Source organism: Streptomyces sp. NPDC038707, assembly GCF_040636485.1.
Lineage (GTDB): Bacteria > Actinomycetota > Actinomycetes > Streptomycetales > Streptomycetaceae > Streptomyces.
The window spans coordinates 103,896-116,657 of record NZ_JBEZUP010000006.1; the positions used below are offsets into that span (position 1 = coordinate 103,896).

The 12,762-nt window shown below is 74.7% G+C and carries 12 protein-coding genes; 9 read left to right on the top strand and 3 right to left on the bottom strand.

Going from position 1 to position 12,762, the window contains the following annotated elements; translation table 11 throughout:
- The first annotated feature begins 38 nt into the window (after positions 1-38).
- Positions 39-1,187 (top strand): hypothetical protein, encoded by a 1,149-nt coding sequence (locus AB0E62_RS10940; protein ID WP_362191315.1) that lies wholly within the window; start codon positions 39-41, stop codon positions 1,185-1,187.
- A 6-nt stretch (positions 1,188-1,193) separates the two neighbouring features.
- Here AB0E62_RS10940 and AB0E62_RS10945 read toward each other — a convergent pair whose 3' ends face one another.
- A complete protein-coding gene (locus tag AB0E62_RS10945) occupies positions 1,194-1,721 on the bottom strand; it encodes a PadR family transcriptional regulator (RefSeq protein ID WP_362191317.1) in 528 nt (175 codons plus the stop codon).
- A gap of 104 nt (positions 1,722-1,825) precedes the next feature.
- On the opposite strand from AB0E62_RS10945, the gene AB0E62_RS10950 reads away from it, so the two are divergent.
- Complete coding sequence (locus tag AB0E62_RS10950; RefSeq protein ID WP_362190966.1) at positions 1,826-3,145, top strand: MATE family efflux transporter; 1,320 nt, start codon at positions 1,826-1,828, stop codon at positions 3,143-3,145.
- Here the strand turns inward: AB0E62_RS10950 and AB0E62_RS10955 are convergent.
- A complete protein-coding gene (locus AB0E62_RS10955; protein WP_362190968.1) occupies positions 3,106-4,341 on the bottom strand; it encodes a glycosyltransferase family 87 protein in 1,236 nt (411 codons plus the stop codon). The two genes, AB0E62_RS10950 and AB0E62_RS10955, sit on opposite strands and share 40 nt — an antisense overlap.
- A 119-nt stretch (positions 4,342-4,460) precedes the next feature.
- Between AB0E62_RS10955 and AB0E62_RS10960 the strand changes: the two genes are divergently transcribed.
- Positions 4,461-5,606 carry a glycosyltransferase family 4 protein gene (locus tag AB0E62_RS10960; protein ID WP_362190970.1) on the top strand — a complete coding sequence of 382 codons (1,146 nt, stop codon included), beginning with the start codon at positions 4,461-4,463 and terminating at the stop codon, positions 5,604-5,606.
- A 42-nt stretch (positions 5,607-5,648) separates the two neighbouring features.
- Here AB0E62_RS10960 and AB0E62_RS10965 read toward each other — a convergent pair whose 3' ends face one another.
- Positions 5,649-7,445 carry an AMP-dependent synthetase/ligase gene (locus AB0E62_RS10965; protein WP_362190972.1) on the bottom strand — a complete coding sequence of 599 codons (1,797 nt, stop codon included), beginning with the start codon at positions 7,443-7,445 and terminating at the stop codon, positions 5,649-5,651.
- 295 nt (positions 7,446-7,740) lie between these two features.
- Here AB0E62_RS10965 and AB0E62_RS10970 point away from each other — a divergent pair, with 295 nt between their 5' ends.
- The 6 genes from AB0E62_RS10970 to AB0E62_RS10995 all read left to right on the top strand — a co-directional run bounded on the left by AB0E62_RS10970 (position 7,741) and on the right by AB0E62_RS10995 (position 12,752).
- A complete protein-coding gene (locus AB0E62_RS10970) occupies positions 7,741-8,538 on the top strand; it encodes a metallophosphoesterase (RefSeq protein ID WP_362190974.1) in 798 nt (265 codons plus the stop codon).
- A gap of 124 nt (positions 8,539-8,662) precedes the next feature.
- The gene (locus tag AB0E62_RS10975) at positions 8,663-9,106 is read left to right on the top strand and encodes an SRPBCC family protein (RefSeq protein ID WP_362190976.1); all 444 of its coding nucleotides are present in this window, start codon (positions 8,663-8,665) and stop codon (positions 9,104-9,106) included.
- Positions 9,107-9,170: 64 nt separating this feature from the next.
- Positions 9,171-10,343 (top strand): ArsA-related P-loop ATPase, encoded by a 1,173-nt coding sequence (locus tag AB0E62_RS10980; protein ID WP_362190978.1) that lies wholly within the window; start codon positions 9,171-9,173, stop codon positions 10,341-10,343.
- 57 nt (positions 10,344-10,400) lie between these two features.
- On the top strand, positions 10,401-10,880 hold the full coding sequence (locus AB0E62_RS10985; RefSeq protein WP_362190980.1) for a DUF5304 domain-containing protein: 480 nt from the start codon (positions 10,401-10,403) through the stop codon (positions 10,878-10,880).
- 67 nt (positions 10,881-10,947) lie between these two features.
- Positions 10,948-11,901 (top strand): ROK family glucokinase, encoded by a 954-nt coding sequence (locus AB0E62_RS10990; protein WP_362190982.1) that lies wholly within the window; start codon positions 10,948-10,950, stop codon positions 11,899-11,901.
- A 104-nt stretch (positions 11,902-12,005) separates the two neighbouring features.
- Positions 12,006-12,752, top strand: coding sequence for an endonuclease/exonuclease/phosphatase family protein (locus tag AB0E62_RS10995; RefSeq protein ID WP_362190984.1), 747 nt, complete (start codon positions 12,006-12,008; stop codon positions 12,750-12,752).
- Positions 12,753-12,762: the final 10 nt, after the last annotated feature.

Here is a 12,762-nt window from a genome sequence, read left to right on the forward strand (position 1 = left end):
CCGTGACTGATCGCGGGCGGGTGTGGGGCGTCGGAGCCGTGGGGCTCGCGCTGCTGCTGCCGCTCACCGGGTGCGACCGGCGTCCGGCGGCCGATCCGGTGCGCACCGAGGTGCAGCGGATGCTCGACCGGCGCTCGGCCGCTCTGCTCGGCCACGACGAGCAGGCGTACGCCGCGACGGGCACCCGCGCCCAGTACACCCGGTTGCGGGCCCTGCCGCTGGCCTCCTTCGGCTACCGGGTCACCACCGTGCGCCGCACCGCCGCCGGCGCCACCGCCGACACCGACCTGAGCTACCGCGTCGCCGGCTACGACAGGGCCCCGGTCGACACCCGCCGCACCCTCACCCTGGGCCGCACCGCAGACGGCCACTGGTACGTCACCGCCGAGCGGCCCGCCCGCGAGGCCGGGCAGCAGCTGTGGGACCAGGGCACGGTGAGCGCCGTGCGGGGCGCGCGCAGCCTGGTGCTCGGCACCGGTGGCCCGGCCGGTCTGACCGGGTTCGCCCGGCTGGCCGACCGGGCGGTCCCGGCCGTCTCCGGGGCGTGGGGCACGCGCTGGAGCCGCCGGGTGGTCGTCCTCGTCCCCGAGTCGCTGGCGGGCATGGCGGATCTGCTCGGCGCGCCCGCCGCCGACTACAAGGGCATCGCGGCGGTCACCACGGGGGAGGCGGGCGGCTCGGGGCGGGCGCCCGCGGACCGGGTGGTGGTCAACCCGGAGGCGTACGCGCTGCTCGGCGACGCCGGCAAGCAGATCGTCCTCACCCATGAGACGACGCATGTGGCCACCCGGGCGGACACCACCGCCGCCACCCCGCTGTGGCTGTCCGAGGGCTACGCCGACTATGTCGGCTACCTCGGCACCGGCCGCACCCCCGCGGAGGCCGCCCCCGAACTGGCCCGGGCCGTCCGGGAGGGCGACGAACCCCGGGACCTGCCCGGCGACAAGGACTTCGGCTTCACCAGCGACCCCGTGAAGCTGGCGCGGGCCTACGAGAGCGGCTGGCTGGCCTGCCGGATGATCGCCGAACAGTGGGGCGCGGCCCGGCTCGGCGCCTTCTACCGTGCCGTGGGCGCCCACGGCACGCGGCCGGGCGCGGTCGAACAGGCCCTGCGCACGGTGCTCGGCACGACCCCGCGGGCGTTCACCGACCGCTGGCACGCCTACGTCACCGCCCGGCTGCGCTGAGCGGTCCTACGCCTCGTCCAGCACGCCGATCGCCTCCCGCAGCCAGGCCCGCTCGGCCTGTCCGGTGGCCCGCGCGACCCGCAGCACGCCCTCCCGGAACAGGTCCCCGGCGTCCTCGGCGCGCACCGGCTCGCCGTCCCGGTAGAAGAGGCTCGTCGGGGCCTGGAGGAAGTCCAGCCGGCGGCGCAGGACGGCGGCCTGCGCGGCGGGGTCGTCCAGGTGGCGCAGGAAGGCGAGGACCGCGTTGAAGCGGACGTGGTCGGTGATCTCCGCCTGCTTGGGGTGGCGCAGCCGCTCCAGCAGCTCCGCGCGCCCCTGGTCGGTCAGCGACAGCACCCGGCGCGGGGCCGCGCTCGCGCCCTCCTCGCTGCGCTCATCGAGCAGGCCGGCGGCGAGCAGCCGGTTGATGGCCGGGTACAGCGCGCCGTCGCTGACCGGACGGACATGCCCGCTGAGCGCCTTGATGCGGTCCTTCAGTTCGTAGCCGTGCAGGGGTTCCTCGGCGAGGAACCCCAGGATCGACAGCTCCAGCACGCGCGCCTCCTCCTCGCGGTCCGCCCGTTGCGCGGAACCGGCTCCCATGCTACCTCTAATCGAGCTATCTCGAAACGAGGTAGCTCGTTTCGAGGAGCCCGTGTATGAACGCCCACCGCAAGCAGCTCGTCTCCCTCGCCCGCCCGGTCTACCTCTCCCTGCTCGCCTCCGTCGCCTCCGGGATCATCAACACCCTCTGGGTCTCCCGGCTCGGCGGCCCCGCCGTCGCCGCCGTGGCCGTGGCCACCAGCACCGAGAACGTGCTGCTCGGCGTGGCCCTCGTCTTCGCCTCGGGCACGACCGTGCTGGTGGCGCACGCGCGCGGCGCCCGGGACCCCGCCGCCCTGCGCTCCGCCGTCCGCGGCGGCACCGCGCTCGCCGCCCTGGTCACGCCCGTGGTCGCGGTGGGCGGCTTCCTGCTGCGCGAGCCACTGGCCGCCCTCGTGCTCGGCGCCGACGGCGCGGCCCGCCGCCTGGCCGCCGCCTACTTCGCGCTCTCCCTGCCCGGCATGGCCGTCTTCTTCGCCCAGCAGCTCGTCGACGGCATCCTGAAGGGCACCGGCGACACCCGCACCCCCATGCGGCTCGCCCTGCTGGCCAACGGCCTGATCCTGCTCTGCGACCCCGTCCTGATCCACCTCTGCGGCGTCCGGGGCGCCGCCGCCTCCACCGTGCTGTGCCGTGCCGTGGCCCTGGCGGCGGGCCTGCGCGTGCTGCGCCGCGCCGCGCTGCCCGGCGCGGGCGAGGGGGCCCGCCCCGCCGGGGGCACCCCGGCCGCCCTGCGCCGCACGCTCGCCACCGGACTGCCCATGGCCGCCGACTTCACCGTGCGGCAGGGCGGGGCCCTGGTGCTGGTGGCGATCGTGGCCCGGCTCGGGGTGACGGCGGTGGCCGCCTACTCGATCGCCTACAAGGTCCTGTACGCCGCCACGATGGCCTTCTACGCCGTGCGCCAGGCCGCGGCCATCCACACCGCGCACACCAGGGGCGCCGGCCTGGACGCGCGCCGGGACATCGGGCGCCAGGCGGTGCTGGTGTCGGGCACGCTCGGCCTGCTGGCCGCCGTCCTGTTCGCGGTCACCGCCCCCTGGATCGCGGCCGTCTTCGGCGCCGGCCCCGACGTGGCGGCCCAGAGCGTGCTGTTCCTGCGCTGCACCGGCCCCTACCTGCTGCTGATGGCCTGCTTCATCGCGCTCGGCGGGGTCTTCGAGGGCAGCGGGGCGGCGCCCGCGCTGCTGTGGGTCACCCTGCTCGGCACCGCCGTCCAACTGCCCCTGGCCCACGCGCTGTCCGGTCTCGGTCTGCCCGGGATCTCCCTGGCGATGGCGCTCGCGATGGCCGTGCAGTGCGCGGGCGCGGCGGTGCTGCCGGCACTGGTCCGGCGTCAGGAGGAGACCGGGGTCTCCGTGGTCCGCGCGGCCTGAGGGGGTGCGGGAGCGCCCGGCCGGGGCGGGACGGTCGCGCGCCACAGCCGCCGGGCCGCGCCGAGCGTGGCCGCGACCAGCAGGCCGTTGCGCAGCACCAGCAGCGTCACGCCGTAGCCGTCGCTCTGCACCACGTGCGCGAAGCCGGCCGGGAACTCCAGGACCGTCAGGAGGGACGCCGCCACGATCATCAGCGCGGGCGGCCCCATCCGGCTCGCCCGGTGCGTCAGACAGACGGCGGCCAGCCCGACCAGCCACACCAGGTACTGCGGGCTGATCACCCGGCTGGTCACCGTGAACAGCAGCACCGCCGTCAGGGCCGCGTCCGCGAGGACGGCCCCGGTCAGGCGCCGCGCGCGCAGCCGCCACAGCAGCAGCCAGCCGAACGCGATCCCGGTCAGCGCCAGGGCGGCCCCGCTCACCACGTCCACCCACGGGCCCAGGAACTCCACCGAGCCGTAGTTCAGCAGCACCTCGCCCCGCCAGCCGAAGTGCCGGGCCACATGGAAGACCAGGGCGCCCAGCGACTCCACCTCGGTGCCCCGGTCCCGCTGGAAGGTCAGGAACGCGAAGGCGCCCGGCATGGACAGCGCGAACAGCAGCGCCACGCCCGCCCCGGTCACCGCCGCCGACACCCACGCCCGCCGCCGGACGGCACCGGCCAGCAGCAGCGCCGGCCACACCTTCACCAGCGCCCCGACCGCGGCCAGCGCCCCCATCGCCCGCGGATGACGGGCCCCGGCCAGCAGCGCCGCCACGGCCACCGCGGTCACCATCAGGTCGTAGCGGGCGTACACCGTGGGCCCGAGCAGCGGCACGCCCGCCACCCACACCCAGACCCCGCGCGCCGACCGGCCCGGCCGGCGCGCCGCGTACGCCAGCAGCGCCAGCACCACGGCGTCGCACAGGCACGCCAGCACGAAGAAGGCGTGCGCGTACGACAGGAACGGCAGGGCGCCGGGGGAGAGGATCGCGAGGGCGGCGGCGGGCGGGTACTGCCAGGTCACGTCGTCCAGCGGAAACGTTCCCTGGCGCAGCACCTCGTACCAGCCGCGGTAGATCACCGACACGTCCGAGGTGACGTCCGGGCCCGGGAAGACGTACACCCGGAACACGGACAACAGCAGGGCCGCGCGCGTCACGGCCCAGACCGCGAGCGGCCACAGCGGGGACCGTCCGGTGCCCTTCGTCTCCACCTGATCCCCTGCCGTTCGAATCCCGTTTCGAGCGACCATGATGTCCCCCGAACCCGCGTGCGTGCCACACACCCGTCCCCGCCCGGCCCGGTACGGCCCGTTCGGTAGGGTCGGCGGCGATGCGAAAGACCCTGATCGTCACCAACGACTTCCCGCCCCGGCCGGGCGGCATCCAGGCCTTCCTGCACAACATGGCCCTGCGCCTGGACCCCGGCCGGCTGGTCGTCTACGCCTCCACCTGGAAGCGCGGCCGGGAGGGCGCCGAGGCCACCGCCGCCTTCGACGCCGAACAGCCGTTCACCGTCGTGCGCGACCGCACCACCATGCTGCTGCCCACCCCGGCGGCCACCCGGCGGGCGGCCGGGCTGCTGCGCGAGCACGGGTGCACCGCGGTGTGGTTCGGCGCGGCGGCCCCGCTCGGGCTCATGGCCCCCGCGCTGCGCAGGGCCGGCGCCGAGCGGCTGGTGGCCACCACCCACGGCCACGAGGCCGGCTGGGCCCAGCTGCCCGCCGCCCGGCGGCTGCTGCGCCGCATCGGGGAGTCCACGGACACGCTCACCTACCTCGGCGAGTACACCCGCTCCCGGATCGCCACCGCCCTGACCCCGCAGGCGGCGGCGCGGATGGTGCAACTGCCCCCGGGGGTGGACGAGAAGACCTTCCATCCCGGCTCCGGCGGCGACGCGGTCCGCGCCCGGCTCGGCCTCACCGACCGGCCGGTCGTGGTCTGCGTCTCCCGGCTGGTGCCGCGCAAGGGCCAGGACACGCTGATCCAGGCCATGCCCCGCATCCTGGCCGCCGAACCGGACACCGTCCTGCTGATCGTCGGCGGCGGCCCCTACGAACGGGACCTGCGCCGCCTCGCCCGGGAGACCGGCGTGGCCGGCTCGGTCCGCTTCACCGGCGCCGTGCCCTGGCCGGAACTGCCCGCGCACTACGGCGCCGGGGACGTGTTCGCCATGCCCTGCCGCACCCGGCGCGGCGGCCTGGACGTGGAGGGCCTCGGCATCGTCTACCTGGAGGCCTCCGCGACCGGGCTGCCGGTCGTCGCGGGCGACTCGGGCGGCGCCCCCGACGCGGTCCTGGACGGCGAGACCGGCTGGGTGGTCAGGGGCGGCGAGCCCGCCGGGACCGCCGACCGCATCGTCACCCTCCTCCAGGACCCCGCCCTGCGCCGGCGGATGGGCGAGCGGGGCCGCGGGTGGGTGGAGGAGAAGTGGCGCTGGGACCTGCTGGCGGAGAACCTGAGGACGCTGCTGGACTGACGCGCCCCGGAAGGGACCCGGCACCCCGGACGGCGCCGCCGGCTACTTGGCGTAGATCGCCTCGATCTCGTCCGCGTAGTCCTTCGCCACCACGTTCCGCTTCAGCTTCAGCGACGGCGTCAGATGCCCCGACTCCTCCGTGAACTGCGCGGACAGGACACGGAACTTGCGCACCGACTCCGCCTTGGAGACCGCCGCGTTGCCGTCGTCCACCGCCGTCTGGATCGCCGCGAGCAGATCCGGGTCGTCCTTCAGCGACGCCGCCGTGGAGCCCGCCGGCTTGCCGTGCTCGGCGGCCCAACGGCCCAGGAACTCCTCGTCGATGGTGACCAGCGCGCCCACGAACGGCCGCCCGTCGCCCACCACCATGCACTCCGCGACCAGTGCGTGCGCCCGGATCCGGTCCTCGATCACCGCGGGGGCCACGTTCTTGCCGCCCGCCGTGACGATGATCTCCTTCTTCCGGCCGGTGATCCGCAGATAGCCGTCCTCGTCCAGGGTGCCGATGTCACCGGTGTGGAACCAGCCGTCGGCCAGCGCCTCCGCCGTGGCGCCCGGGTTGTTCCAGTACTCCTTGAACAGGTGCTCGCCGTGCAGCAGCACCTCGCCGTCGTCCGCGATGCGGACCACCGAGCCGGGCAGCGGCTGTCCGACCGTGCCGATCTTCTGCCGGTCCCACGGGTTGAACGCGGTCGCCGCGCAGGACTCGGTCAGCCCGTACCCCTCCAGCACCGTGAAGCCGATGCCCCGGAAGAAGTGGCCGAGCCGCTCGCCGAGCGGGGCACCGCCGGAGATGGCGTACTCGCCCCGGCCGCCGAGCACCGCGCGCAGCTTGCCGTAGACCAGCTTGTCGAAGACCTTGTGCTTCAGCTTCAGGCCGAACGACGGGCCGGGCGGGGTGTCCAGCGCCTTGCTGTAGGCGATCGCGGTGTCCGCCGCCTTGTCGAAGATCTTTCCCTTGCCGTCGGCCTGTGCCTTGGCGCGCGCCGCGTTGTACACCTTCTCGAAGACCCGCGGCACGCCGAGGATCAGCGTCGGCCGGAACGCGGCGAGTTCGTCGGTGAGGTTCTTGATGTCCGGGACACAGCCCAGCTTGATCGGCGCCATCATCGGCGCCACCTGCACCAGCCGCCCGAAGACGTGGGCGAGGGGCAGGAAGAGCAGCACGGAGCACTCGCCGGTGCGGAACAGCGGGCGCAGCCGCTCCACCACGTTGCCGCACTCGGCGAAGAAGCTGCGGTGGGTGAGCACACAGCCCTTGGGGCGCCCGGTGGTGCCGCTGGTGTACACGATGGTCGCCGGGTCGTCGGCCCGGGCGAGCGAGCCGCGCTCCTCCACCGTCTCGTCCGACACCCCCTGCCCGAGCCGGCCCAGCTCGGCCACGGCCCCGGCCTCGATCTGCCAGACGTGCTTCAGCGCGGGCAGCGACTCGCGCACCGATTCCACGGCCGCCGCGTGGCCCGCCAGTTCCACCACACAGGCCGTCGCGCCCGAGTCGGACAGGATCCAGCGCACCTGCTCCGGCGAACTGGTCTCGTACACCGGCACGGTGACGGCGCCCGCGCTCCAGATCGCGAAGTCCAGCAGCGTCCACTCGTAGCGGGTCCGGGACATCAGGCCCACCCGGTCGCCCGGCTGGACCCCCGCGGCGATCAGGCCCTTGGCGGCGGTGCGCACCTCGTCCAGGAACTCCCGGGCGGTCACGTCCTGCCAGACACCCCCCGACTTGCGGGCGATGACGGCGACGTCGGGGTGCTGCGCGGCGTTTCTGCGGACGATGTCGGTCAGATTCCCGTCGGCGGGGACCTCGTACAAAGCCGGAAGGCTGAACTCGCGCAAGACTGCTGCTCCTCATAGGGCGCCGGCGCCACGACGTTGTGCGATGCGACGGTGCGGTCCAAGGCTCGGGCAGGTGCTCGGGTCTTCGGTGGCTGAAATCCGAGCACGACTGGACTGCCCGGACGTTACCCGCCGGTATGGCGTCTACGACAGGGGGTCCCGGCGAGATGTTCGCTGCGTCACACACGCGGGCTTTCCTTCGCGCACAGTAGTCCACGGCCCAACCGACCGGCGAGTAACCGCAGGCCGGCCCCGCACTGTTCACCTCCGCCCCTCACGCCTACCCTTGATCACCATGGCATCCACACGCACCGGCGACCGGCGGACCCGGGTCCACGTGGTCAGCGACGTGCACGGCAACGCCCGCGACCTCGCCCGGGCCGGCGACGGTGCCGACGCCCTGGTCTGCCTGGGCGACCTCGTCCTCTTCCTCGACTACGCCGACCACTCGCGCGGCATCTTCCCCGACCTGTTCGGCAAGGAGAACGCCGACCGCATCGTCGAGCTGCGCACCGCCCGCCGGTTCGCGGAGGCCCACGAGTTCGGGGCCCGGCTGTGGGCCGGCATCGGCACCGACCGGGCCGCCGCCATCGAGAAGGCGGTGCGCCGGCAGTACGACGAATTGTTCGCCGCGTTCCCCACCCCGACGTACGCCACGTACGGCAATGTCGACATGCCGCAGCTCTGGCAGGAGTACGCCCGGCCCGGCACCACGGTCCTCGACGGACAGCGGGTGGAGATCGGCGGCTGGACCTTCGGCTTCGTCGGCGGCGGCCTGCGCACCCCGATGCGCACCCCGTACGAGATCGGCGACGAGGAGTACGCGGCGAAGATCGAGGCCGTCGGCGAGGTCGACGTGCTGTGCACCCACATCCCGCCCGAGGTGCCCGAACTGGTCTACGACACCGTGGCCCGCCGCTTCGAACGGGGCAGCCGGGCCCTGCTCGACGCCATCCGCCGCACCCGGCCCCGGTACGCGCTTTTCGGCCATGTGCACCAGCCGCTCGCGCGCCGCATGCGGATCGGCGTCACCGAGTGCGTGAACGTGGGGCACTTCGCGGGCACCGGCACCCCCTGGGTCCTGGAGTGGTGAGGCACGTCAGACGGGGTGAAGGCGGCAGGTCGGCGGCGCGGTAGCCTTCACGCTGCACACACGTGCGCGGTCCGGCGCACACACCACCTCTCCCACACGGCGCGCATCCGGAGGAGCCACGGCGATGGCGGAACACACCAGTTCGAGCATCACGATCGAGGCGGCTCCCGCCGACGTCATGGCGGTGATCGCCGACTTCGCGCGCTACCCGGACTGGACCGGCGAGGTGAAGGAGGCGGAGGTCCTCTCCGCCGACGAGCAGGGCCGCGCCGAGCGGGTCCGCCTGGTCATGGACGCCGGCGCCATCAAGGACGACCAGACCCTCGCCTACACCTGGCACGGCGAACACGAGGTCTCCTGGACCCTGGTCAAGTCCCAGATGCTGCGCTCCCTGGACGGCTCCTACCTGCTGAAGCCGGCCGGGACGGACGCCACCGAGGTCACCTACCAGCTCACCGTCGACGTCAAGATCCCCATGCTCGGCATGATCAAGCGCAAGGCGGAGAAGGTCGTCATCGACCGCGCGCTGGCGGGCCTGAAGGGGCGCGTCGAGTCCCTGGGGAAGTAGCTCCCGGCACCCCGGCCGGAGCCTTTCCGGCTCCCCGCCCGCCCCGGCGGTACGGTTCAGCCTCATGCGCACCCTCCTGATCATGGGCCCGGGCGGCAGCGGCCGGACGACCGTCGCCGCGGCCACCGCGCTCGCCTCCGCCCGTGCGGGCCACCGCACCCTCCTGCTGAGCGCCGACCGCACCGACACCCCGGGTGCGGCCCTGGGCACCCCGACGGGACCGGCCCCCGCCGAGGCCGCGCCGCACCTGACCGTCTGGCGCCCGGACCCCGCGGAGGGATTCCGGCGGGACCTCACCGCCTTCCAGTCCCGCGCCGAGAACGTCCTCGACCTGCTCGGCGCCGCCCGCCTGGACGCCGAGGAGGTCACCCCGCTGCCCGGCGCCGAGGAACTGTCCTTCCTGCGCGCCCTGCGGGACGCGGCCCTGTCCGACCGCCACGACCTGCTGGTCGTCGACCTCCCGCCGCTCCCGCGCGCCCTCACCCTGCTCGGCCTGCCCGAGGAACTGCGCCGCTATCTGCGCCGCCTGCTGCCGCCCGAGCGGCAGGCCGCCCGCGCCCTGCGCCCGGTCCTCGGCCGGCTGGCCGGCGTCCCCATGCCCGCCGAGTGGCTGTACGAGACGGCGGCCCGCTGGGACGTCGAACTGGCCGCCGTCGAGGCCGTCCTCACCGACCGGGACACCGCCGTACGCCTGGTCGCCGAGCCCGGCCCGGCCGGCGCCGACGCCCTGCGCACCGCGTCCCTCGGCCTCGCCCTGCGCGGCCTGGGCACCGAGGCCCTGATCGCCAGCCGCACCCTGCCCGAGACCGCCTCCGACGACTGGCTCGCCGGGCTGACCGCCCAGCAGCGCAAGACGCTCGCCGAGTGGCGCGGGGCGTACGACGTCCACCCCGCCCCGCACCTCGGCCGCGACCCGCAGGGCGCGGACGACCTCGCCGCGCTCGCCGTGCCCGCCGTCCGTCCGCGGCCCGCCCCGGTCCGGTGGCCCGTCACCGACCGGATCGCCGAGGACGGCGTCCTGGTCTGGCACCTCCCGCTGCCCGGGGCGATACGGGACGAACTCGACCTTCTCCGGCGCGGCGACGAACTCGTGATCACCGCGGGCCCCTTCCGCCGGATCGTTCCGCTGCCCTCCGCGCTGCGCCGCTGCACCGTCGCCGGCGCCGGACTGCGCGACGGCGAGCTGCGCATCCGGTTCGCCCCCGACCCGGACCTGTGGCCCGCCGGCGGACGGTGAACCGGGCACGCCCGTTCGGGTAACGTCGTAAAGGCGAACCGTAGTCAGGAGTCCGCCATGAGCGAAGAGCGCCCCGCACACGAGCCGCCGCCGGAGCGGGCGACCGACGCCGACGCCTGGGCCACGGCCTGCGCCGAGGACCTCGCCGCCGAGCAGGCCCGCCGCCGCGCCGAGCACGGCCCGCCCCCGGGCTCGGCCGCCGAGGAGCTGAAGAAGCTCGTGGACGCGGTCGCCGACAAGCTCTCCGACCTGCGCTCCCCGCTGCTCGGCGGCCTCGCCGGAGGGGCGGCCCAGCAGATGGTGCGCCAGGCCGTCCAGCAGGCCAAGGCCGCCGTGGAACCCGTCATCGAGCGCAACCCGGACGTCTTCGATCATCTCGCCGCGGCCGGGGGCGAACTGCTCGCCGCCTACCGCTCCGCCGTCCAGGGCCAGGAGCGGCGCTGGACCGAGCGCACGTCCGACCCGGCGCGGGACCGGCCGGAGCGGCGCGACGGCGGCGAGGGCACCGGCCCGGGGGAGCGTATCGACCTGGACTGACGCCCTGCCGCGGCGGGGCCTCGGGTACGGTTGGCCGTAGCGGGGCTCGACCGAAACTGAGGGATTCATGGGACTCACCATCGGCGTCGACATCGGCGGCACGAAGATCGCGGCCGGCGTGGTCGACGAGGAAGGCAACATCCTCTCGACCTTCAAGGTGCCGACCCCCACCACGCCCGGGGCCATCGTGGACGCCATCGCCTCGGCGGTGGAGGGCGCGCGGGCCGGGCACGAGATCGTCGGCGTGGGCATCGGAGCGGCCGGTTACGTCAACCGCCAGCGCTCCACGGTGTACTTCGCGCCCAACATCGACTGGCGCAACGAGCCGCTCAAGGAGAAGGTCGAGGCCCGCACCGGCCTCCCCGTCGTGGTCGAGAACGACGCCAACGCCGCCGCCTGGGGCGAGTACAGGTTCGGCGCGGGCAAGGGCCACCGCAACGTCATCTGCATCACGCTCGGCACCGGCCTCGGCGGCGGCATCATCATCGGCAACAAACTGCGCCGCGGCCACTTCGGCGTGGCCGCCGAATTCGGCCACATCCGGATGGTCCCGGACGGCCTGCTGTGCGGCTGCGGCTCGCAGGGCTGCTGGGAGCAGTACGCCTCCGGCCGCGCCCTGGTCCGCTACGCCAAGCAGCGCGCCAACGCCACCCCCGAGCGCGCCGAGGTGCTCCTCGCGCTCGGCGACGGCACCCCCGACGGCATCGAGGGCAAGCACATCTCCATGGCCGCCCGCCAGGGCTGCCCGGTCGCCGTCGACTCCTACCGCGAGCTGGCCCGCTGGGCCGGTGCCGGCCTCGCCGACCTGGCCTCCCTGTTCGACCCGTCCGCGTTCATCGTCGGCGGCGGCCTGTCCGACGAGGGCGACCTGGTCCTCGACCCGATCCGCAAGTCGTACAAGCGCTGGCTGGTGGGCGGCAACTGGCGCCCGGTGGCCGACGTGATCGCCGCCCAGCTCGGCAACAAGGCCGGCATGGTGGGCGCGGCGGACCTGGCCCGGGAGCCCGACCCGGTCATGTGAGCGGACCCCGCCGCCGAGGGGCGCGGGGAGCGGCGCGGCCGGCCACGACAGCGGCGGTCGCCCGCCTCCCCGCGCCCCTCGGCCGTGGGCGTACATTGATCCACATGGCGCTGCTCCCCGACTCCGCGACCGAGCCCGACGGTTCGGCGACCCTCCGCGTCCTGAGCTACAACATCCGTTCGATGCGCGACGACACCGACGCGCTGGCCCGAGTGATCACCGCCTGCGCCCCCGACCTGGTCCTCCTCCAGGAGGCCCCCCGCTTCTTCCGCTGGCGCAAGAAGCTGGCGCGGCTCGCGGCGGCCTCCGGCCAGGTCATCCTCACCGGGGGCGCCACGGCGGCGGGCCCGGCGATCCTGTGCGGCCTGCGCGCCACCGTCGAGCGCACCGAGGACGTCCTGCTGCCCCTCACCCCGGGTCTGCACCGGCGCGGCTTCGCCACGGCGGTGGTCCGCTTCGGCGGCGCCCGCCTCGGGGTGCTCAGCTGCCACCTGTCCCTCCAGCAGGACGAGCGCTACGAGCAGGGCGGGATGCTCCTCGACCGGCTCGCCCGGCTCGGCGTCGAGCACGCCGTCGCGGGCGGCGACCTCAACGAGCGCCCCGACGGCCGGACCTTCCGCCGCCTGGCCGCCGGCCTGAGGGACTGCCGTACGGCCGCGCCCTGGGGCGGCGAGTTCACCTCCACCCCCGCCGACCCGCACCAGCGCATCGACGCGATCTTCGCCACGAAGGGCGTCGAGGTGCTGGGCTGCGGGGTGCCGCTGGACCAGCCGGGCGTGCGCGAGGCGGACCTGCGGGCGGCCTCGGACCACCTCCCGGTGCTGGCCGCCCTGCGCGTCCCGGCGTCGTAGGCACCAAGGC